21 protein-coding genes and 1 tRNA gene are annotated in these 23,218 nt (G+C 42.4%); 13 read left to right on the top strand and 9 right to left on the bottom strand.

The window, feature by feature from the left end:
• Positions 1–66: 66 nt before the first annotated feature.
• Complete coding sequence (gene cysS, locus Q9G97_RS05340) at positions 67–1,527, bottom strand: cysteine--tRNA ligase (protein ID WP_305900019.1); 1,461 nt, start codon at positions 1,525–1,527, stop codon at positions 67–69.
• Positions 1,528–1,813: 286 nt separating this feature from the next.
• Here cysS and Q9G97_RS05335 point away from each other — a divergent pair, with 286 nt between their 5' ends.
• The gene (locus Q9G97_RS05335; protein WP_305900018.1) at positions 1,814–2,437 is read left to right on the top strand and encodes a cob(I)yrinic acid a,c-diamide adenosyltransferase; all 624 of its coding nucleotides are present in this window, start codon (positions 1,814–1,816) and stop codon (positions 2,435–2,437) included.
• Positions 2,438–2,497: 60 nt separating this feature from the next.
• On the opposite strand, the gene lepB is transcribed toward Q9G97_RS05335, so the two are convergent.
• On the bottom strand, positions 2,498–3,334 hold the full coding sequence (gene lepB / locus Q9G97_RS05330; RefSeq protein WP_305900017.1) for a signal peptidase I: 837 nt from the start codon (positions 3,332–3,334) through the stop codon (positions 2,498–2,500).
• A gap of 157 nt (positions 3,335–3,491) precedes the next feature.
• Positions 3,492–4,418, bottom strand: coding sequence for a hypothetical protein (locus tag Q9G97_RS05325; RefSeq protein WP_305900016.1), 927 nt, complete (start codon positions 4,416–4,418; stop codon positions 3,492–3,494).
• Between the two features lie 263 nt (positions 4,419–4,681).
• Between Q9G97_RS05325 and Q9G97_RS05320 the strand changes: the two genes are divergently transcribed.
• The 7 genes from Q9G97_RS05320 to Q9G97_RS05290 all read left to right on the top strand — a co-directional run bounded on the left by Q9G97_RS05320 (position 4,682) and on the right by Q9G97_RS05290 (position 13,798).
• Entirely contained in the window at positions 4,682–5,467 is a 786-nt protein-coding gene (locus Q9G97_RS05320) for a glycerophosphodiester phosphodiesterase (protein WP_305900015.1), read from the top strand.
• Positions 5,468–5,701: 234 nt separating this feature from the next.
• A complete protein-coding gene (locus Q9G97_RS05315) occupies positions 5,702–7,120 on the top strand; it encodes a fatty acid desaturase (protein WP_305900014.1) in 1,419 nt (472 codons plus the stop codon).
• 250 nt (positions 7,121–7,370) lie between these two features.
• On the top strand, positions 7,371–8,891 hold the full coding sequence (locus tag Q9G97_RS05310; RefSeq protein WP_305900013.1) for a YdiU family protein: 1,521 nt from the start codon (positions 7,371–7,373) through the stop codon (positions 8,889–8,891).
• 293 nt (positions 8,892–9,184) lie between these two features.
• Positions 9,185–11,506, top strand: a complete 2,322-nt coding sequence (locus Q9G97_RS05305) for an NADP-dependent malic enzyme (RefSeq protein ID WP_305900012.1) — start codon at positions 9,185–9,187, stop codon at positions 11,504–11,506.
• Positions 11,507–11,636: 130 nt separating this feature from the next.
• Positions 11,637–12,818: a tRNA nucleotidyltransferase gene (locus Q9G97_RS05300; RefSeq protein WP_305900011.1), complete on the top strand. Its 1,182-nt coding sequence runs from the start codon at positions 11,637–11,639 to the stop codon at positions 12,816–12,818.
• 3 nt (positions 12,819–12,821) lie between these two features.
• A complete protein-coding gene (locus tag Q9G97_RS05295) occupies positions 12,822–13,625 on the top strand; it encodes a pteridine reductase (protein WP_305900010.1) in 804 nt (267 codons plus the stop codon).
• Positions 13,626–13,721: 96 nt separating this feature from the next.
• Positions 13,722–13,798 (top strand) — tRNA-Ile (locus Q9G97_RS05290).
• Positions 13,799–14,071: 273 nt separating this feature from the next.
• On the opposite strand, the gene Q9G97_RS05285 is transcribed toward Q9G97_RS05290, so the two are convergent.
• The 3 genes from Q9G97_RS05285 to Q9G97_RS05275 are packed head-to-tail and all read right to left on the bottom strand — an operon-like array spanning position 14,072 to position 15,562.
• Entirely contained in the window at positions 14,072–14,425 is a 354-nt protein-coding gene (locus Q9G97_RS05285) for an MliC family protein (protein ID WP_305900009.1), read from the bottom strand.
• A 28-nt stretch (positions 14,426–14,453) separates the two neighbouring features.
• Entirely contained in the window at positions 14,454–14,618 is a 165-nt protein-coding gene (locus Q9G97_RS05280; RefSeq protein ID WP_305900008.1) for a hypothetical protein, read from the bottom strand.
• A gap of 38 nt (positions 14,619–14,656) precedes the next feature.
• On the bottom strand, positions 14,657–15,562 hold the full coding sequence (locus Q9G97_RS05275; RefSeq protein WP_305900007.1) for a LysR family transcriptional regulator: 906 nt from the start codon (positions 15,560–15,562) through the stop codon (positions 14,657–14,659).
• Positions 15,563–15,719: 157 nt separating this feature from the next.
• On the opposite strand from Q9G97_RS05275, the gene Q9G97_RS05270 reads away from it, so the two are divergent.
• A complete protein-coding gene (locus Q9G97_RS05270; protein ID WP_305900006.1) occupies positions 15,720–16,115 on the top strand; it encodes a DoxX family protein in 396 nt (131 codons plus the stop codon).
• 148 nt (positions 16,116–16,263) lie between these two features.
• A complete protein-coding gene (locus tag Q9G97_RS05265; protein ID WP_305900274.1) occupies positions 16,264–16,959 on the top strand; it encodes a YoaK family protein in 696 nt (231 codons plus the stop codon).
• A gap of 152 nt (positions 16,960–17,111) precedes the next feature.
• Here the strand turns inward: Q9G97_RS05265 and Q9G97_RS05260 are convergent, their stop codons facing one another.
• A complete protein-coding gene (locus tag Q9G97_RS05260) occupies positions 17,112–17,438 on the bottom strand; it encodes a GNAT family N-acetyltransferase (RefSeq protein ID WP_305900005.1) in 327 nt (108 codons plus the stop codon).
• A gap of 215 nt (positions 17,439–17,653) precedes the next feature.
• Here Q9G97_RS05260 and Q9G97_RS05255 point away from each other — a divergent pair, with 215 nt between their 5' ends.
• From Q9G97_RS05255 to Q9G97_RS05245, 3 genes are all read left to right on the top strand, one after another.
• Positions 17,654–18,364, top strand: coding sequence for a pirin family protein (locus Q9G97_RS05255; protein ID WP_305900004.1), 711 nt, complete (start codon positions 17,654–17,656; stop codon positions 18,362–18,364).
• A gap of 95 nt (positions 18,365–18,459) precedes the next feature.
• The gene (locus Q9G97_RS05250; RefSeq protein WP_305900003.1) at positions 18,460–19,398 is read left to right on the top strand and encodes a pirin family protein; all 939 of its coding nucleotides are present in this window, start codon (positions 18,460–18,462) and stop codon (positions 19,396–19,398) included.
• A gap of 62 nt (positions 19,399–19,460) precedes the next feature.
• Entirely contained in the window at positions 19,461–20,072 is a 612-nt protein-coding gene (locus Q9G97_RS05245; RefSeq protein WP_305900002.1) for a nitroreductase family protein, read from the top strand.
• A gap of 210 nt (positions 20,073–20,282) precedes the next feature.
• Here the strand turns inward: Q9G97_RS05245 and Q9G97_RS05240 are convergent, their stop codons facing one another.
• Together Q9G97_RS05240 and Q9G97_RS05235 are read right to left on the bottom strand one after the other, a co-directional pair.
• Positions 20,283–21,743, bottom strand: coding sequence for a leucine-rich repeat domain-containing protein (locus tag Q9G97_RS05240; protein ID WP_305900001.1), 1,461 nt, complete (start codon positions 21,741–21,743; stop codon positions 20,283–20,285).
• Between the two features lie 151 nt (positions 21,744–21,894).
• Positions 21,895–23,187 carry a hypothetical protein gene (locus Q9G97_RS05235; protein WP_305900000.1) on the bottom strand — a complete coding sequence of 431 codons (1,293 nt, stop codon included), beginning with the start codon at positions 23,185–23,187 and terminating at the stop codon, positions 21,895–21,897.
• Between the last annotated feature and the right edge of the window lie 31 nt (positions 23,188–23,218).

Here is a 23,218-nt window from a genome sequence, read left to right as displayed (position 1 = left end):
GCTAAAAAAAGCCAGCGCGAAGCTGACTTGATTTGTTAGTTTGTGTCTATAAAGCTATTTAAAAATTCAAGCACGTCGCCAAGTCGTACCGCTACGGCTATCCTCAAGCTCAATACCAGTATCTAAAAGCTGCGCCCGTATCTGATCGGCGCGCGCAAAGTCTTTATTAGCTTTGGCATCGGCGCGCTGGGTAATGAGACTATCAATATCGGTGTCACTAAGGCTACTCTCTTGATCATCACCGATTATAGCTTGCAAAAACTGCTGTACGGGCTGCTGTAATATATTGAGTACTTGCGCAAGAGCCTTTAGCTGGCCTGCCAGTTGCCATGCTTGGGTGGCATCATCGGCCTTAACTGCTTTATTAATATCGCGCGCCAAACCAAATAATATACCCATTGCCGCTGAGCTATTAAAGTCATCATTCATCGCGGTGATAAACGCTTGTCCTGCCGCACTACTATAAGCATTACTAACAATCTCATCGTCAAGCTCTAGCTTTTGATCTTGCTGCTGCTCAACATTTTTTAATGCTTGATATAGTCTACTTAGGCTATTATGTGCATCCGTTAACGCCACATCTGAGAAGTTCACTTGACTACGATAATGACTTGATAATAGAAAGAAACGCACGGTTTCAGGTAAAAACTTCGCCATAACTTCACGAATAGTAAAAAAGTTACCCAAGGATTTGGACATCTTTTCGCCATCGACATTGATAAAGCCAACATGCATCCAATTACGCGCATACTCGCAGCCAGTCGCTGCTTCAGACTGGGCAATTTCATTCTCATGGTGCGGAAATTGCAAATCATGCCCGCCGCCATGAATGTCAAAGGTGTTGCCCAAGCATTGCGTCGACATTGCTGAGCATTCAATATGCCAGCCAGGACGCCCTTGACCCCAAGGCGATGCCCACTGCGGCTCGCCCGCTTTTGCCGCTTTCCATAGTACAAAGTCAAACGGATTACGTTTGATAGTCTCAATCTCTACCCGCGAGCCCGCTTGCATCTCATCAAGATTACGCTTGGACAATTTGCCATAATCAGCAAAACTATCAACCGCATAATAGACATCGCCGTTATCTGCCGCATAGGCATAGTCGCCTTTGACCAACGCCTCAATCATCTGCTGCATATCGTCGATATGATCAGTGGCGCGCGGTTCGGCATCTGGTGACAAGCAACCAAGAGCGTTAGCATCCTCATGCATCGCTGCAATAAAGCGCTGAGTCAAGGCACTTATATCTTCACCGTTCTCAGCGGCACGCGCGATAATCTTATCGTCGATGTCGGTAATATTACGAATATAGTTGACATCAAAACCCAATTGAGCAAGCCAGCGCACTGCCATATCAAAGGCAACCATCACCCGTGCGTGACCAATATGACAGTAATCATAAACCGTCATGCCGCACACATACATGCCGACTTTTCCAGCCTTTAGTGGTGTAAAAAGTTGCTTACGAGCAGTCAATGAGTCATAGATCATCAATTGAGAGGTAGCGTCGGCATGAGATAGGGTCATAATAAACTAGCCTTTTAAATAAAATAGTAGTAATTAAGATAGTAGTAACAAAAAAGTAACCGCATAGCACATTCAATCTGCATTTATAATTATATCTGCGTTAACAATTGGAAAAGATAGCTACTTTACTGTTGCAACCCTGTATATTAGCGAAAATAGCGTTGAAATACTACAATGAAGGCTTTAGCATGACTGAGTATTAATGAAGCAATGGCTATAAACTAGAGTTGTGGCTCGCTGAAACTCATATCATTTAGCATCAACTTTATAAATTTGAGGATATATCATGGGCAATCGTTTAAGCAAAATTTATACCCGTACTGGCGATGACGGCACTACAGGTATGGCGGATGGTAGCCGCGTCAGCAAAGCCGATGAGCTGTTTAGTGTGATGGGCGATATTGATGAGCTCAACTCTCATATTGGGCTAGTACGCGCGCACTTCACTCATGCAAGCGACGACAATACTTTGCCAGAACGATTACAATCACAAGCGGGCGCTGACTTTAATCAAGCACTAATTGTCATCCAGCATCTGCTATTTAATATAGGTGGTGAGCTGGCAATGCCAGAATACGAAGGTATCAATCCTACTCACATCGACTGGTTGGAGCAGCAAATCGATGCGATGAACGCTCATCTGCCGCCACTCAAAGACTTTATTCTACCGACAGGTTCAGTGCTAGTCAGTCAGCTGCATGTAGCACGTACTGTCTGTCGCCGTGCCGAGCGCCAAGCGGTAATATTACAGCAAGAGCGCCCAAAAGCTATTCGTAGTACAGCGGTCAGCTTAGTGAATAGATTATCTGATTGGTTGTTTGTCGCGGCTAGATTCTGTACTGATCCTGAGCACATATCTGAGGTGTTATGGGATAGTAAAGTGTTGCAGGGTTTAGAGACCAAGCAATGATTTATAGCTTTAAATAGAATAAAAACCTGTGTTCTGTGAAGAGCACAGGCTTTTCAACATTTATTTACCGAACACATAAGCCACTTCACCTACGAAGTCAGTACTAGGTACCGTGCCCCAGTAACGACTATCAGCAGAATTATCACGATTGTCGCCTAAAAAGAAATAGTTATCTTCTGGAACTGTGGTAGTTGAGGCCTCTATAGGTGACCCTGCTTCTGTAGTCTTTATCTGATATGAATACACACCAGAGACTTCATTATAGTAGTTAAACTCCTGATCCTTAGAGATCAAAGTGGTCTTCGATAAAGAACCATTGACAGATATATTGTTCTGCTCAATTTTTATAACGTCACCAGGCTTGCCAATGAGTCTCTTAACATAAGGTATATCTAAATTGGGCGGATAAAACGCGTACATTTTCCCACGCTTTAAATCGATACCATCCGACAAGTCTGTATCCATTAGCTTCATTCCATAAGTACCATAATCACCGAAGCCTAGCTTTTTGATAATAAACACATCTCCTACCTCAAGGCTAGGACTCATAGAGGCTGCTGGTACGCTGAATGGCTCATAGAAGAACGAACGTATCAAAAACCCTGTAGAAAATATAACGACATAGACAGCTGGAATACCCCACCATTGTGAATACCAGTTACGTGTTGTTTTGGCATTATAGTTTTTGGCGACTAGATAAGCATGGATAGGACAAATAACCATAAAAATAATGCTTAAATGCATTTGGTATCGCCAGTCTAGTAGGTTTACAACGCTAACTAATATCAGATATAACCAGAATAGCACGAGCTTATTTAGATACAAAAAAGCAAAGGGCTGTACGATAATACCTAATAATACTGCGACCCAAACTTTTGGCTGCCATGTCTCGCTCAAGTGCCTCTCCTTAAGTGAAAGTGTTTGTTAAGCATAGTTTATATTCTTGTCAAATTTGCTCAGCATATCTTCAAAATTTATCAGTATTATTTTTTCGACATAAAAAAAGCAAGGCATCATAATCCTTGCTTTTTTATTACTTTAAGCACTCTACTAATTAATAAGTCGCGCTGTCATCTTCGATAATCACCATATCGATACTTTCATCTTTCGGCACACTCTTAGGGGTAGTTACTGGCGCGGCTTGCGTGCTGCTCTGTACCTCTGGGCCTTGAGTGATGGTTGGTGGCGATGCAGGCTGAGCGGGACGGACAGGTTGAGCAGGACGCGTAGGCTCAAGTGGTATAACTTCTTGCAACTGTTGGCGCTGAGCTTGGGCGGCGTTGTTTCGAGCAGCAGCGGCGCGGCGTTCAGCTTGCTCGGCCTGCTGTTGTGCAGCGCGACGCTCAGATACTAAAGTACTGACAGCTGAGCCTGCTACTACCTCAGACACTAAGGTTACCAATGTGGGCTGACCGATGATACGAGCTTGCACTTGACCACCTTGAGTACCGACGACATAACTAAACGCATCATCGACGAGCATATTATTATTGATACGGATATTATTCTGCGCCAAACGCGTCTGCAAGCTTGGCTGATTATTAGCGGACTGCAACTGACTGGCCTGATACAGATCTTCACTAGCTAGCGTCATACTGACACTGGCTTGACAGGTTGTCATCCCATTAGCATTGGCTTCTTGTAACAGCGCCGCGTTTTGTACATCAATTAAGATACGACTAACTTTGCTAGTAATTGCATTAGCATTAATACTGACTTCTGTAGCATTGGCGTAATTGGCAGCTAAGCTCTGCGCTTGTTGATTCAAAGTGCTCTTAAGTGCTGCTTTGAGCTTATCTTGCACCAATGGATTATCACAGGCGATAACGGGAGCGACTGTCTCTTCATTAACCACAACCACCTCATCGGCATCCAGCTCGTCTTTTTCTGAGCGGTTACAGCCAACAATAGCTAAACTGCATAGCAGGCCGACTCCAGCAAGTTGTGTTCCTTTAATCCATTGATGATTCACTATGCTCATACTGATACTGCTCCTAAAATAAAACTATTATACGGGGTTTAGCTTAGATGTTCATTAGCTCAGGCCACTACTATGCCAATTTAAAAAGTCAAAAGCTCAAAATTTCCGCTCTAGTTGCAAAAACATAACAAACATTGCACCTGAATAAAGCTATAAAATCAGCGTAGGTTTAGAGCGTACTTAACTCAAAGCCTATTTAATTACTGAAAACATATTTAACAATAGACCCTAATAACTGATAAACCTACAAAATTTGAATAACTATGCTAGAGCTAAGAAACACCCGACTGTTAGGCCATCGCGGTGCGCGTCATGAGGTGTTAGAAAACAGCTTACAAGGCTTCCAGCATGCTTATAACTTGCAAGCGCGTGGACTGGCTGGTGTTGAGTTTGATGTGCAATTGACTGCTGATGGGCATTTAGTCGTTTTTCATGATGATACTCTGCAGCGGCTTTGCGGGCTGCAATCACGCATTGATCAGCTAAACTTAGCTGAGATTCAGCGCCATCTGCAACTGGGTCATCAAATTATTACTTTGGATAAGTTGTCGTGGCCTCTATTATCCTCGTCTAAGTTTCCAACTATTGAAATGAAAAACCCCTTAAGTCGATTCTCACATATAGAGCTTGAGATAAAAACCCACAGTCGTACTAGCTATCCGCATCTGATTCGCGCGCTATGCCGCTATCTCATTGATAGCCCTCTTGCCGGCTTACCTATCGTACTCACTAGCTTTGATCTACAGCTGCTTGCCCAATTGCAGCGTCATAAACTACTGTCTACCATTCCCCGAGGACTATTAGTAAAGGAGACTAATAGTCTACGTATAGCGCCTAATACAGCCCTGCAATTGGGCTGTGGGCAGTTAGGTATTCATTATCCACTGCTCAATCAGCAAGTGATTCAACATTGTCACCGCTATGGCTTACCAGTCAGTGCTTGGACGGTCAATGATGTTGATATGGTCAAACAGCTGATTCGATGGCAAGTCGATGTGATTATTACCGATATTCCAACACAGTTATTAGGGCTGTATGGCTTGAAATGAGCTATTAACACCCTCACTCTTTAATCCACTGATCCAATATTGCTATCTACTTATTGACATAAATTCTTACCATTTTGTTTAATTCCTGACAGACAACAAGGTTTTAAGGCCTTATGTTATATAACTCATACAAGTTATTGTTATTTAGCAAGATTTTTATAGTGTATAGGTGTTCACTTTCTCTCATTAATAGCGTAAAATAAACACTGAAACTAATACCTCAAGGGATATTACATGATTGCAAAAACAGTAATGGGTTTACCGCTTAAGACTTTACGTTTAGCTATAAAATCTAGCGATACACTTATTCAAACGGCAGGCACTCAGGCACTACGTCTTAAGATGTGGTATGAGAATGGCGATGCTGAAAAAACTGCGGATTCTACGGTGACTGGCGCTGAGCAAGTTGCTGCTGGTGATAGCGCTGATATAAGTAAAGGTAATGGCGCGGTATCTGTTAGTGAGCCTATAGATATTCGTGAGCTTGAGTTTAAGAACTCACCAATTAATAAGATTCCTGCTGCTTTTTTGATAGCGACACCACTTGCAGCGGCAGTTATTACCCCTTGGTACTTAATGACTCATCAAGTTAGTGCGCCTGTTTGGGGTATCTTTGGTGCATTCATGGTATGGACGGGTATCAGTATCACTGCAGGCTATCATCGCCTGCTCGCGCATCGTGCCTATAAAGCGCATCCAATTGTCAAAAACTTTTTATTATTAGGCTCAACTCTTGCTATTCAGGGTTCAGCATTTGACTGGGTATCAGGCCATCGTAGTCATCATCGTCATGTTGATGATGTCATGGACGACCCGTACTCAGCCAAGCGTGGGTTTTTCTTTAGTCACATAGGTTGGATGCTTAAGAACTATCCTAGTGGTCGTTTTGATTATAAAAACATTCCAGATCTAACCAAAGATAAGACTTTACAGATTCAGCATAAATACTACGGTCTTTGGGTATTGGCTACCAACGTTGGCTTGGTTGCGGCGGTCGGCTGGTTAGTTGGTGATGTTTGGGGTACTTTAGTACTAGCGGGTTTATTACGTCTAGTATTGACTCATCACTTTACTTTCTTTATTAACTCTTTGTGCCATATGTTTGGATCGCGTCCTTATACGGACACCAATACAGCGCGTGATAACTTCTTCTTAGCTATCTTTACTTGGGGCGAGGGTTATCATAACTATCATCACTTCTTCCAGTATGATTACCGTAATGGTGTTAAATGGTGGCAGTATGATCCTACTAAGTGGTTGATTGGTGGATTATCAAAAGTTGGTTTAACTACTGAATTACGTACTGTTGATGATACTACGATCAAGCATGCTGAAGTGCAAATGCAGTTTAAACAAGCGCAGCAGCAGATTGATAACGTCTTTGCTGGTGGTTTAGATATTCCGCACACTATGAAAGCTTTTCAAGATCGCATTAAGTTTGAATTTGATGCTTTCACTCAGACAGTAGAGGAATGGCAAGCGCTAAAAGCCAAAGCTATTGAGATGAAAAAGACAGAGTTTGCTGATCGTTTGCATGAAGTCGATGATAAGCTCAAGCATGAGTATGCTAATATCGAACAAAAGATCCATGCTCATAATGACAATTTAAAAGTTGCTTTTCGCTCAATTGGTTACAATAGCAAGGCTGCTTAAGTACCAAAGCCGCTTAGCGCAAGTTCATTAAGCCTATACTTGTTAAATAGCTAACATTTATTTTGATTAGAGCTTATTTTAAATAGTACAAGAACCCCTATCATCCTAGATAGGGGTTTTTTTATGGACGCGCAAAACATTTTTAGCGAGTCCTGTTATTAATGCTTACAGAGTTCATAAGCCTAATAATGTGGCTATGTTATAGTAGCTTAAATCACTCACACCTTGAAACTTGACAGAGATCGCTGTTATGCGCTACCAAAATACTTATACCAATTTAGATACCCGTCTGTACCATCGCCAGCCTCCGACCCCACTAGATAATCCTCGCGTAGGTCACTTTAATACTCAAGTAGCCGAACAATTGGGCTGGAATGACGATGATGATCTGATGACACGTTGGGTTGAAATTCTGGGGGGTCACTATGTGCCTGCTGAGTTTGCACCACTATCGATGGCTTATGCGGGACACCAGTTTGGACAGTGGGCAGGACAGCTGGGCGATGGTCGTGGTCTACTTATGGCACAAGTACTCGACAATAACGATCAACTACAAGATTTACACTTAAAAGGTAGCGGTTTGACACCTTATTCGCGGATGGGCGATGGCCGTGCAGTACTGCGTAGTACTATTCGCGAATATCTGTGCGGACATGCGCTAAATCAGTTGAACATCCCCGCCTCCAATGCGCTCGGCTTTGTGGTATCTGATACGCCCGTTCGCCGCGAGCGTATGGAGGCAGGTGCGGCGCTGATGCGAGTTGCTGATAGTCATATTCGTCTCGGTCACGTCGAGTGGATTGCCAGCTTTGCCCCTGATTTACTCGCTGAATTTACAGATTATATGCTAGATACCTATTATTCTGAGTGCCGTGATAGCGATCAACCCGTCTTAGCCTTTTTACAGTCTGTGGTTGAGCGAACAGCGAGGATGATTGCCGATTGGCAGCTTATTGGCTTTGCTCATGGGGTTATGAATACCGATAACTTATCGATTACCGGTAGCACTTTAGACTTTGGCCCCTTTGGCTTTATGGAGCGCTTCAATCCAGCATGGATCAATAATCACTCCGATCATACAGGCCGCTATGCTTATCAAAACCAGCCTGCCATCGGTCACTGGAATCTTAACGTTTGGCTGTCGCACTTTATGCGCTTGACGCAAGATGGTGTCACTCGTGACAGCTTGGCGGAGTGTTTGGCCGTCTATGAGCCAACCTTTATGCAGCATTATCAGCAAGGACTATGTGCCAAATTAGGATTACCTCATCAGTCTGAGAGTCTAAAATTAGCTTTTGAATTTTTGACGCTGTTAGAGGATAACTTACTAGATTACACTAACAGTTTTCGCGCATTATTAGCACTTGTAGCACCAGAGGACTGTCCTTATGAGCAGCAGCTATTGGATACGCTGGTCTTAGAGCTTGGCGACAATGCCAATAACGAGATTGGTACTAATGCTGATACTAATATTAGTACTGATGCGCAACAAGTTTGGCAGGCTTGGCGTGAGGAGTATCTCGCTCAAATAAGCCTTTTAGACAAAGCCGCAGTCATTGTTAGTTTGCAAAGTAATAATCCTGTTTACATCTTACGTAATGATATGGCGCAGCGCGCTATTCTTGCTGCTGAACAAGGACAATTTGAGGAAGTCGCTCGTCTTTATGAGTTACTTGCTAGTCCTTATACGGTACAAGATCGTGCTATCGAACTGGACACGACTGCGCCCGCTCGTAATGCTAGGCAACAACCTATAAGCTGCTCTTCGTAGAGTTAGTTTTCATTAACAGCAGTTGTTTAATAAAGGTCTAACACTTACGGCTATCGTGGCACAAAATACTTACTATAAATCTAAGCAACAAGTTTCTTGTTTTGGCTTTATCGGCTAGCCAGCGAATTGACAATAGTGCTAGAATAGTTAACTTGTAAGCTTATGTTTCTTATGATGCTGCTTTACTATTGGCTTATCGTCCTTAAACTTAGTAGCCGTATTAAATATAATGATCGCTTTTGTGTCTTGAGCCTTACTCTATTTTCTCCTTTATTCCAACAATGGTACTCATTATGACTGACGATAATAATCTGAATATGGACACTCCTACTACTGATAAAGAGCAGTTCGAACAAGCGGCTCTGCATTATCACGCGTTTCCAAGACCTGGTAAGATTTCGGTTACACCTATTAAGCAGATGGCTAATCAACGTGATTTGGCTCTAGCTTACTCACCAGGTGTTGCGGTCCCTTGTTTAGAGATTGAAAGAGATCCAAAACTAGCGGCTAAATATACCGCTCGTAGCAATCTTGTCGGCGTCATCACTAATGGTACGGCTGTTCTTGGTTTAGGCAATATCGGGCCGTTGGCTTCAAAGCCTGTGATGGAAGGTAAAGGCGTCTTATTCAAAAAGTTTGCAGGTATTGATGTATTCGATTTAGAGATTGCGCAGAACGATCCTGATAAATTTATCGAAGCCGTAGCAGCACTTGAGCCTACCTTTGGCGGGATTAATCTTGAGGACATCAAGGCACCAGAATGTTTCAAAATTGAGCGCGAATTACGTAAGCGCATGAACATTCCTGTTTTCCATGACGATCAGCATGGTACATCTATTATTGTTGCTGCAGCTCTGCTGAATGCTTTATTGTTAACAGGCAAAAAAATCGAAGACATCAAAATTGTTTGCTCAGGTGCGGGTGCGGCGGCTATTTCATGCTTGAATATTATCTGTGCTTTGGGCGTCAATAAAGAGAATGTCTTTGTTTCTGATTCACGCGGTATTATTAGCACTAGTCGCGAAAACCTTGACGAAACCAAACAGCGCTATGCTCGTGATACTGACGCGACGACTATTGAAGAGGTGATGGACGATGTAGACATGTTCCTAGGTCTATCTATGCCAGGTGTGCTGTCAACAGATATGGTTCGTCGTATGGCAAAAGATCCTATTATCTTTGCCTTAGCTAACCCAACTCCTGAGATTATGCCAGAAGTGGCGCACTCAGTACGCTCAGACGTTATCATGGCAACAGGCCGCTCGGACTATCCGAACCAAGTTAACAACGCCTTGTGCTTCCCGTATATCTTCCGTGGTGCGTTAGATGTTGGCGCAACGACGGTTAATGAAGAGATGAAAATTGCTTGTGTGCGTGCTATTGCGGCTATGGCACATGTTGAGGCCACGCCAACGGCTAATGTCAGAAATGTCGATAACATCGCAAGATTTGGTCCTAATTACTTAATTCCAGGACCATTAGAGCCAAACTTAATCATCGAGATTGCCTCTGCGGTCGCCCAAGCGGCTATGGATTCTGGGGTTGCAACCTTACCTATCGACGATATGCAAGCCTATCGTCAGCGTCTCTCTGAATTTGTTTATAACTCAGCGTTTGTGATGAAGCCTATTTTCTCACGGGCAAAATCTGACCCTAAACGTATCGTCTATTGTGAAGGCGAAGACAATAACGTCCTGCTTGCTGTGCAGGTCGTCGTTGATGAGCAATTGGCGCAGCCTATCTTAGTGGGTCGTCCCGCTATTATCGAAACGAACATCGAGAGATTGGGTCTACGTTTAAAAGATGGGGAAAATATCACTATCGTCAATGTGGATGACGATGATCGCTATAAAGACTACTGGCAAGGCTACTACGAAAAGAATAAACGTAATGGCGTAAGTATCGAGCTTGCTCGCCGTGACGTCCGTCGTAAGACTACTCTTATTGGCTCATTACTAGTCGAAAACGGCGATGCTGAAGGTATGATTTGTGGAACCTTTAGTCATTACCAGCTGCATTTGGAATACGTGCAAAGCGTTATCGGTAAAAAGACGGGCGTCAGTAATTTCTATGCTATGAACGCCATCTTAATGCAAGATCGCAACATCTTTATCGCTGATACTTATATCCATGAAGACCCGACCGCTGAGCAATTAGCTGAAATGACGGTATTGGCAGCTAACCAATTGCGTCGATTTGGCATGACACCACGTGTCGCCTTAGTATCACATTCAAGCTTTGGTACTTCAAACCGAGCCAGTGCTGTGAAAATGCGTAAAGTCTTTGGATTATTGACCGAGATGAACGTTGATTTTGAATTTGATGGCGAGATGCAAGGCGATGCGGCGCTCAATGAGCACATTCGTCTAGAGGACTTCCCTTCTACTAATTTTAAAGGCTCTGCAAACCTATTGATTCTACCTACTTTGGATGCAGCAAATATTGCCTTTAATTTACTAAAAACAGCGACTAATAGTGCATCAATCGGCCCTATTCTTTTGGGTGCCAATAAGCCTGTGCATATCTTAACCCCATCAGCTACTGCCCGTCGTATCGTCAATATGACAGCCCTTGCGGTTACTGAAGCGATGGATTTAGAGAATGAGCAACAATAGTTAGCACTTGCAGTCTTGGCTACTATTATATTAGACAGTAGCCCTCTGTTATAATAAAGCCCGTTGGCGCAAATAGTGCCGACGGGCTTTATTTTGAGCTTAAGATATAAAAATAATCAAAGAGGTCATCATGCAAGTTTATCTAGTTGGCGGAGCCGTAAGAGATCAGCTGTTAGGACGTTCCATCAAGGATAAGGACTTTGTGGTAGTCGGTGCGAGCGCAACCGATATGCTGACAGCAGGCTTTGTGCAAGTTGGTGCTGATTTCCCAGTGTTCCTGCATCCTAAAACTCATGAAGAGTATGCACTGGCTCGTACTGAGCGCAAGCAAGGCCATGGCTATCAAGGCTTTAGCGTCGATGCTAGTAGTAAAGTGACGCTACTTGAGGACATGCAGCGTCGTGACTTAACCGTCAATGCGTTAGCGATTGAAGTCACTAGCCTCACTGATGATACACCTATCAATGGTACGGTAATCGACTACTATGGCGGACTAGATGATCTCGAAAATAAAACCCTGCGCCATGTCTCAGCCGCATTTAGCGAAGATCCACTGCGAGTATTACGCGTTGCACGCTTTTATAGTCGCTATTATGATTTAGGCTTTACGATAGCCGATGAAACTTTGGAATTGATGCGTGAGTTAGTCAGCTCAGGTGAGCTGGCACACTTAAGTCGCGAGCGCATATGGCAAGAGTCTAGCCGTGCGATGATGCAGACCTCACCGCAGGTTTATTGGCAGCAACTGTACGAGCTTGGCGCCCTCAATGATTACTTTGCACCCTTAGAGCAAGCTTGGACGAATACTTCTATTCGTGAAACGGTTCAAACTGCGCTCTACTTTGCAGGGCAAATGCAGCTCAATTTATCTCAGCGCTGGGCGTTATTAATGAATAGCCTCGATTCGTCTTTATTCGATGTCGGTACTGACACGAGCACTGATGACCCTATAAAAAGCGTTATTAAAATAGGTAATAATGCGAAAATACCCAAAGCACAGACTCAGTTTGCCAAACTATTCACTCAACAGGCTTCTAAACTGAACAAAATAAATGAGCTAACTGCTAGCGATAGAATTGATCTTATTCAAGCCTGTAGCGCTCATAAAGACCCAAACACTCTATCTCAACTACTCGTTACTAGTAACGTTTGGCAACTAGCTCAGCAGCATCGACAAATGATGCTTGCGTTAAACAGCTTTCATGCTATTGGTATGGATCATATTGCTCCTGAATTAAAAGGTATCGCCATTGGTACAGCATTGCGCCAAGCGCGTATTGAGCATTTACAGACGCAAGAGCAGCAGGCTTAGTATATGAATGAGCTAGATCAAAAGGCGGATAAAACTTTGCAGGATAATACAGCTGTAATGTTAGTGACTGGTGGCGCTAAGCGTATCGGCGCGGCTATCATCAAAGCGGCGCATGATAAGGGCTATCGAGTCATCATTCACTGTCATCGCAGTCAACAGAGGGCTGAGCGCTTAGCAAAAGCATTGAATAGTATTCGAGCTGATAGCGCATCAGTAGTAGTCGCTGATTTAGCGCTAGTCAATAATCAAGCTGAGCTAAACGATTTTGTACAGCATGTCATAGAACCGTTTGGTCAGTTAGATGTGTTAGTACATAATGCTTCTCGGTTTTATCCTACGCCGATCGGTAGTATCGATAACCCGCAATGGGATGAGTTGATGCTAACCAATGCCAAAGCGCCGCTACTACTGAGCCAAGCCCTACTCCCTTACCTGCAAGTACAGCAAGGCTGTATCGTCAGCCTACTCGATATCCATGCATACGATAAACCTTTTAGTGGCTACACCGTTTATAATATGGCCAAGGCGGCGCAGCGTACGATGGTACAATCCTTGGCGTTAGAGCTAGCGCCTGACGTACGAGTCAACGGGGTTGCCCCTGGCGTCAATATCTTACCTGATGCCAATAGCGATCAAGCGCTTGATCAAGCTCAACAAGACAACATCGTCCGCTCTATTCCTATGCAGCGTATTGGCACCCCTGAGGATATCGCACAAAGCGTGCTGTTTTTGATTGAGGCTCTCTATATTACGGGGCATATCATTAACATAGACGGCGGACGTAGCCTAACTTTGGCAGGTGATTGAGATAAACAATCACTCTATTAATAATAAAATCCAGCTAGATGCTATCTTTTACTTGAAAAACTAAAAAATTAATGTATCATTGTCCGTCTAGCGTTAGGGCCCATAGCTCAGTTGGTTAGAGCAGAGGACTCATAATCCTTTGGTCGTAGGTTCAAGTCCTACTGGGCCCACCAAATTTAAGTTTTACACTTTATAGAAAACAATCAGGCTTGTTCGCAGCGATGCAGCAAGCCTTTTTTTATGGGATTTCTGGAAGTCTTATAGACGCCAATAGTGGCAAAACACCATTCTTCTTTTAACAATATACAAAATATGTCATCGGTATTTGCATTCTCTATAAAAGCACTTATTTTATAAAAAAAGGGTTATTAAAGCCTAAAAATCAGACATTAACAACCCTTTAGCACAGTCAACCTCTTAAACTAAATAGGATGACTTATTTTTAATTATAGCTGACAGTTCACGCTATATTCTTGGCCATTGGCCATACGCACACTCATAACACCATAGTCCGCTTTGGTGTGCCAATCATAGCTCACCTTAGGGTCAGTATTATTAACATAACGAGCGCCAGAAGCAGATACCGCTTGATTTAAGCTGATCTTTTTATTGTTTATACCAACTTTAGGCAAAGTTACGTTTAGATTGGCCACTTGACTGTTATCTGAATACGCTGCTAGGACTTGACCACCGTCTTCACACGTCATAGTAGTCGTTTGGTTTTCGCTAGTCATAGGCGCATTAGTAGCACAAGCAGCTAGTAGTAACATAATAGGGGCCGTAGCCATTAGTTTTTTCATAAAAGTCTTTATTGATAAAAGTAAGTCATTAAAAAAAATCATGTTCGAGTAAACGATGATGTAGCCCGCTTGCTGCAGCGGCAACCGCAATGACATAGACTAAATCAAACAATAACTCTAGCGTAGTTGAGGGTCGATTGGGTTCATTAGGATCTCGGGCACTTATCTTATTGAGGGCATGCATAGTAATCATTTAAGATTGTCCGTTAAGTGTCGAGCCGTAAATGCTTATCAAAACTCATCCCAATAAGGATTATCGCCGAAACGCTCAGCAATAAAGTCAATAAGATAGCGACAGCGCTGTGATAAAAAGCGATTCTTAGGATAGACCGCATAAGCGTTTAGAGTTGGCAATTGATACTCTGGCATTACCGCAACTAGCCTGCCATCTGCTAGAGCTTTATAAGCAATAAAGGTCGGAATATAGGTGATGCCATGACCTTTAATTGCCATATCTACTAGGAACTCTCCATTAGTAGCCTTTATCTTTGAGTCAACGGTCAGGTTATGTTTTTTGCCATTAGCATCCATTAATTCTAAGGTGATATCTTTACCTAAACCATATTGCACAAACTCATGCTGAGCGAGTGTCGCTAGCGTGTCAGGTTTACCGTTTTTCGCCAAATATTCAGGACTGGCGCACATGACAAAGCGAATCAAAGCTAAGCGCTTGGCTTGATAGCTAGAGTCTTGTAACTCACTTATACGAATAGCAAGCTCATAGCCCTCCTCTACTAAATCAACATGCCGATCCGCTAAATCTAGCTCAAAGCTCAAATTAGGATGCATAGAAGCAAAGTCATCAATAACTTCGCCTAAATGCAACAGACTAAAAGATAACGGCGCAGTCATCTTTAGCGTACCCTCAATTTGCGTGGGCGCTCCACTGGTTTGTTCATTAAGAGCATCGACATCATTTAGGATACTACATGCTTGTCTGTAATAATGCTCACCCGCTTGGGTTAGATTAGATTGCCTTGTCGTTCGACTGATGAGTTGCGAGCCTAAGCGTGACTCAAGCTCTTTTAAACGGCGACTAACCGCAGACTTTGCAATATTTAATTGTTCAGCGGCTTTAGTAATACTACCCGCCTCGACAATGCGTACGAACATCGCCATGTCTTCTAATTGTCCCATGTGGCTTATCCTATTTTTTTCGATGATAACAGAATCATTGTTCTAATATTAAGAACTTATAATTGCAATTATCTGTGTTTATTCAATTTCCGTCAACGATTATAATAGCTTCATTCATACGTGATTGAGCAAAAACATCAATAATTGGAGCAATAAAATGGATAAACTACAAGAATTAAGCGCCCCTATTGGACGTCTATTTTTATCAATGATATTTATATTTTCAGGCTTTACCAAGATTACAGGCTATGCAGGTACTCAAGGTTATATGGAGTCAATGGGAGTACCAGGTATGCTACTCCCTTTAGTAATAGCGGTTGAATTATTGGGCGGTCTTGCTATCCTTTTTGGGCTTAAAGCGCGTTTGGCTGCTATTTTGCTAGTGGGATTTAATGTTATATCGGCGCTGCTTTTCCATCAGTTCTGGATAGATGAGTCGCAAATGAACCCATTTATGAAAAACATCGCTATGGCGGGTGGGTTTTTGATGATATTTGCGCATGGCGCTGGTGCTTACTCTATTGATAATCGACATACCATGGATAAGCTCTAATCACTTAGATCTCACAAAGAAAAAGACATTGTATTGAATCTGCTATAAAAGTAGCATAGCGAATCTAATGTGTTTTTTGCGGTACTATTTGCTTTGTTAATAGTCAAGTAAGGATTATTTTATTAAAACCAATAATGTAGGGACAGACATATCAAATCAGCCAAGCTTTTGGCAACGCTACCAAGCACCTATTCTGCTGACGGTGGTGGGCGGTGCGATTGATACTATTGGTTTTATAACGCTATTTGGCTTTTTTACCGCGCATGTCACGGGCAACTTAGTGCTTGCGGGTAGCGGTCTAGTCAAAGGTGAGGATGGCTTGTGGATCAAGCTGGCCTCAGTGCCCTTGTTTATAATAACTGTAGTTGTAACTAAACTATATATCGATCATAGCCGAAAACAGTCGTTGGTACTGAGTCATCTGTTTTTAGCAGAAGCGCTATTCTTAAGCGCATTTATGATATCAGGATTATCCTTTGGGCCCTTTACTGATGCCGATAGTCTTAACGTCGCATTGACAGGTGGCTTAGGATTAACCGCACTTGCTATTCGTAATACCGCTAGTAAAACGGTCATCAAAGGCATGAGTCCTACTGTGCTAATGACAGGCAATACGACCCAATTAGGTATTGGACTTACCGATTACTTAGCCAATAGAACCTCGGAGAATGCTAGAAAACTAGCCAATAGCTCAGCATTGGTCATCAGCTTTGTGGTTGGTGCGCTATTAGGTGCTTTATTGTATGTGCAGTTGAGCTACTGGGCAGTAGGTTTATTTGTCATTCCTGTGTTGTATTTATCGATACTGGCACGTGATCCAAAGTTTTTGCAGCATATCAGCTAATTAAAGTTTTATTTTTTTCTACCGTCATTAATCGAAAAAGCCATGATTACTCGTCATGGCTTTTTTATTGAACGTTACTTTTTTATTGAAGATACTTTTTTATTGAAGATACTTTTTATTAAAAGGTACTTTAACTGTTTTGAGCCTCTGCTTTAAGGAGTAGCGTCATGAAAGACTGAATTGGCTTGGTATTCTGGATGCTTATCAATGTAAGATTTTACATAAGGACAAGTCGGTTTTACGCGTAGTTTTCTAGCGGCTGCACAATCTAAGATAACCTTTACTAAATAGCCTGCAATGCCGCGACCACTAAGCGCTTCTGGTACTAAAGTGTGCTTATATTCAATACCCTTCTCGCCTTGTGAGGTAGTAAAAAACTCATAGTCTTCATAAGCAATCTGATCCTCGATATGAATCTCAAAGCGATTTTGGCTTTTATTATCGATCACATCGTAGTGCGTGGTATGTAGATTTGACATGGTTATTCCCTCTTTATAATTGGCCATTCATTTACTGACTTATGCTAGCAGTTTATATGGATTATCAAACTAGCATTATAGTACGTTAATTGTACGCCTTTATTGTTCTAAAAATAAGAATAGTCATTTGCGATTAGCTTAGTTTATCTACTCTGGATTAACAATTATAATAGACCCATAGCTTAAACAAGCAGATTAATTATAAAGGACAGTTTATGAAAACGATCTATCATGCAGCAGACTCTCGCGGCGATGCCAATCACGGCTGGCTCAAAAGCCGTCATACCTTTAGCTTTGCTAATTATCATAATCCAGAGCGTATGGGTTTTGGTGCACTACGAGTTATCAACGACGATTTTGTCGCTGGTGGTCGCGGTTTCGGTAAGCATTCACATCGCGATATGGAAATCATCAGTATTCCACTCTCTGGCAAGCTAGGTCATGGCGATAATATCGGTAATGAAGGCTTTATTGAGACGGGTGAGATTCAGGTCATGTCAGCAGGTACGGGTATTACTCATAGCGAGATGAATGGTGAGGCTAATGAGCCAGTCAAGTTCTTACAGATTTGGGTCATTCCTAATAAAGGCAGTGTCGAACCACGCTATCAGCAATTGCATATGATTGATGAAATGAAGCCTAATGAATTCAGCCAAGTGCTATCGCCAAATCCAGATGATGCTGGGGTCTGGATTCATCAGGATGCTTGGTTCCATATGGGTCATTTCGACAAAGGCATCACGCACAGTTATGATCTCAAAGATACTAGAAATGGCGTCTATGTCTTAGTACTAGAAGGTAGTGTCACTATTAATGGTAACGTTTTAGCTACTCGCGATGGTCTCGGTATTTGGGATACTAAGAGCTTTACAATGGATGCTGATGAGGACGCTAGAGTTCTATTAATGGAAGTACCAATGCAATAAAGAGTGCAGTAAAGATTGAAGTGGCGCAGGCTGGGCTTTTAACTTAGTTAACCCAGCTCAAAGCTTTATAATTAATAACTAATAAGAGGTCAATAATGAGTATTCAAACCTTAGAGCCAAGAATGGCCGATGTCGGTGGTATTCCGATTGCACGTTTGCTGCCTAATAAAGGCAAACAGCCCATTGGTGCGTGGTGCTTTTTGGACCATGCAGGTCCTGCCGAATTTGATGCAGATGAATCAGGTATGCAAGTGGGTCGCCATCCGCATATCAATCTACAGACCTTTAGCTGGATGCTTGATGGTGAAGTACTGCACAAGGATAGCTTAGGTAACGAGCAAGTGATTACCAAGAATCAAGTCAACGTCATGACCGCAGGTACAGGCTTGAATCAAGGCATTAGTCATACTGAACAAAGTGTCTTTGCAGATACAGGTGGCTCACCAGACGCATCGCGCGCCCTAAGCATGGTGCAGCTATGGATTGCCCTACCGACTGATCAACAGATAGAGCGCGGTTTTCATCATTATCTTGATCTGCCCACTTGGCAGGAGAATAATGTCGAGATGATCCTGACTACAGGTAGTTATACCAACGCTTCAGGTAAGCATTTTGAAGCGCCTACTATTCAATACTCAAAGATGGTCGGTATCGACGTTTATTTCACTGAAGATGACGAAGCCATAATGACCTTAAAGTCAGGCTTTGAGTATGGCATCTTAGTTAGCGAGGGCGAAATAGAGTCTGAAGGCAAAATCTGTAAACAAGATCAATTGTTTCGCTTCCATGATAGTGATGTCGCTAATAATGAGAGCATTAAAATAGCGGCTAAAAAAGGCACGCGTATCATGTTTATCGGCGGTGAACCCTTGAATAACCAAGTGCTACTCTGGTGGAACTTTGTCGCGGATAATAAGGAAGAGATTGAGCAATCAATCATTGACTGGAACAATGGTCATGAGCGTTTCGGTAATGTTGACTCTGATATGAAGCGTTTGCCAGCACCAGAATTACCTGAAGGCTTTAAAGGCTAATCACCGCTTCATTTTAGATTATTTTTACATTTTACTTAAATTTATAACCACTGGAGATAACTATGTCAAATTTAAAAGACTTACAACAACTAGCTGAAAAGCGTCGTTCTATATATGCGCTTAGCGACAATCTGCCCGTCTCAAAAGACGAGATCGTTGATCTGGTCGAACATGCTATTTTGCACACACCATCAGCCTTTAATTCGCAGTCAGCGCGTATTGTCGTCTTATTCGGCGACGATCATAAAAAGCTCTGGGATATAACTGAAGAGACGTTAAAAGCTATCGTTAATGATGAAGAGAAATTCCAAGGCACTAAAGATAAGATCGCTGGGTTTAGAGCAGGCGCTGGCACGATTATGTTCTTTGAAGACAAAGGCGTCGTCAGAAATATGCAAGAAGCTGCGCCTTTGTATGCCGATAAGTTCCCTATCTGGGCACACCAAACCAGTGCTATGCATCAGTATGTTATATGGACAGCACTTGCCAGCCTTAATGTTGGTGCGAACTTGCAACATTATAATCCAGTGATAGATGACAAAGTTGCGAGTACTTGGAATATTGATACCGATTGGGAACTAAACGCACAGATGGTATTTGGCGCTATCGAACAGCCAGCAGGCGACAAAGAGTTTCAGCCTGCTGAAGAACGTATGAAAGTATTTGGTAAGTAAGGCACAACTGTCTTAGTTAAAACCAAGTAAATTTCGAAAAAATGATGGTCAGCTTAATGGTGGCCATCATTTTTTATGGGATGGAATCCAGTTTCTAAAAAGCATGCTAGTTAGCTGGCTGTACTCTAGTAGCTTCAAAACTCGTTAATAATATTAGGTTTTTCATACTTTTAGTTTTACTTAAATGAGGTTGTTAAGACCAGAATATAACTATTCATCCCAACCATAGACGGTATCTATAGAACGTAAATAATCTACCACCTTTAAAGAGAGTCTATCAAGAGGATTACCAGTAAGATTGATACATCTCAAACTATTCAGCTGTACAAGATTGTCTGGCAGATTAATTAGATTACAATAAATAAGCTCAAGCTTAGCGAGATTATTAAGCTCACCAATACTACTAGGCAGCTTGTCCAATTTGCAATAACTAACGAATAATTCGGTCAGGTTCTTAAGTTGCCCGATGCTATTAGGCAGCTCTTTAAGGCTACAATGGTTGATGTAAAGCTTCTCTAGATTAGTAAGTTGGCCTACGCTATCAGGTAGCTTGTCAAACTTGCCATGACTAATAAAAAGCTCAGTAAGGTTAGTGAGCTGCCCTATGCTGTCAGGTAGGACTTCAAGCTTGGAGTGATTAAAACTGAGCTTAGTTAAGTTAATGAGCTGTCCGATGCTATCAGGCAACACTCTGAGCTTACAGTCAATAATATTAAGCTCAGCCAAGTTAATAAGGCGTCCAAAGCTATCGGGTAGCTCTGTCAGTTCAAGGTGAAGCAGGTCAAGGTGGGTTAAGCTCACAAGCTGGCCTATACTATTAGGTAGCTGTTTGAGCTCACAATGAGTGATAAAAAGCTCTGTAAGATTGCTGAGTTGCCCAATGCTATCAGGTAGCTCTGTAACATTACAACGATTGATATAAAGCTTGTTGAGGTTGGTTAGCTGTCCGATACTACTAGGTAGGTCTTTGAGATCACAGTTAATAAATTCAAGCTCAATTAAGTGAGTGAGTTGCCCTATGCTATCAGGCAAGTGCTTGAGCAGACAATAACTCATAAAAAGCTTAGCAAGGTTATTAAGCTGTCCAATGGTATCAGGCAGATCTTCAAGCTCACAGTGAACGAGATCAAGTACTGTCAGATTAGTGAGTAATCCTATGCTGTCAGGTAGATGTTGAAGCGGACAACGGCCAATAAACATTTTAGTAAGACTACAAAGTTGCCCAATACTATCGGGTAGCACTTCAAGTCTACTATCATCAATGAAGAGCTCTTGGAGGTTACTGAGTTTTCCGATGCTGTCAGGTAATGCGATAAGTTTAGAGTGACTAATAGATAGCTTAGTTAGATTATTGAGCTTGCCTATATTGTGAGGTAAATGACTTGAAGACAAACCACTGATCGTTATTTCTATTAGATTGGTAAGATTGGTAAGCTCATCAGGTACATAGTCTATTCTATAGACGTCCCTTGAGTGTTGCTTATCGAGTTCAAGCTCCAAAATCTCTAGCTTTTTTAGAGCAAGTAATGACTTCTTGTCACGAGGGATTTCTGAGTCCTTTAGCTCAAACTCATCTGCCCATGCCCATATTTTCTCAATCCAGTTGTCATCAGAATCTAGGGTTCTAATAGACTGATCAATGTCCTGATGATCTTTGTTGCTTCGTGTCATAGATTTATTCCTTTTAACCACTTGAACTATTTTATCCGTATCAGAGTAGTATTAGCGTCCTGACATAGCTTATGCAACTCTGCGTGACGTATCGTTGAGAGAGCTTTTAGTTATCCCTTTCTATCGATGTAAGCATAGCAAACCCGTATAATCACACTTGGAAAACAGGCGCAAATCCACCTCCTGGTGTACGAAAATTGGTCACTTGACCCTGATAGATACGTCCCGCAGTGAGTAGCAACTGTCCTGCATAGGTGTAAAGACGTATGTCTACCTTTCTAGTCGTCACAACATCATCGATTTTTATTGAGCGCTCTGTTGCCGGTATAAAAGTCTGCGCAATATAGTCTTCATCTAATATATTCTCAAACACTCGGCGAGTGACCTTGCTACCACGATAGACACCTTTGCTACCATAACCAGCTACTGGCTTAAAAAACCATTGTCGCCGCGTACGCCACAATTCTTCTGCGTCGTTTTGCGTCGCCATTCGCGTTATTGGTACTGATCTTTTTAGGTGTTCTGCTGCGACGTTATCTAGTCCCCACGAACGTAACGTTTGCGGATCGGATAACAAAGCAAGATTGCGCTTATTAGCGAATATAGCATGAACATGCGGATTAGGGGTTACCACTACCGCGCCCTCTAAGTAGGCTTTTTTGAGTATGGCGTGACTAGAGTTTTCAAATGCGAAGTCAACCAAGCGATTATAGATCATATCAATGGGCTTGCCATGGGCGGTCAGTGTTCCATCAACATAGTTAAGTTCGGACGGATCAAGTATAACGGTATCGATGCCTCTAGCCTGAAGTAGTTGGCAGGCCAGCTGAAACTCTAAATACATGAACTGGTTTTTGGGATCGTTGTCCACGATAGCGATGCGATTGGGCATGGCAGTCGCTGATTGTCGCTGCCATTCTTCTATGAACATGCTAGTGACCGCTTCTTCAAACCCATCCAGCATTTTAGTAGTAGCAACACTTTGCTCGGATGGGTGACAGCAGTGTTTTTGCGCGCGGGCAAGTGCTACGTTCAAAAATGCGCCCCCTGCATTAGTATTAATCTCAATAAGCTTAGGGCCATCGCTACCTAAGTGAAAGTCATAACCCATAAAGGCCCCTATTGGACCAGGATTAAAAGCCGCTATTTTAGGTGCCCATGACAGTACTTGCTGTTGGTAGGACTGTAGTCTAGCAGCCGACTCAATAGCTTCAACAATGCGCATCATTGTCATGATTTCTGTTTTAGGGACGAACACTGGCGTTGCTGAAAACAGCTTATTGAGCTCATTAGCGCCTATTGGGTTGTCTGTGGTATCTGACAACTGATTTTGAAGGCTACTATTAAGTGCTTTGCGATCTAAAGTACGGCAATAGCACTCTTGATTGAGTTGATTGGCAAGATTGTCATTCTCTTTATTTTTATTATTAATTAGGGGTTCCATTTTAATCTCATTACTAAATAGAGTGAATATA

The sequence above is a fragment of the Psychrobacter sp. M13 genome (genome assembly GCF_030718935.1).
Classification (GTDB): domain Bacteria; phylum Pseudomonadota; class Gammaproteobacteria; order Pseudomonadales; family Moraxellaceae; genus Psychrobacter; species Psychrobacter immobilis_G.
The sequence above is the reverse complement of the archived record's forward strand: the minus strand, read 5'-3'. Positions and strand labels throughout refer to the sequence as shown.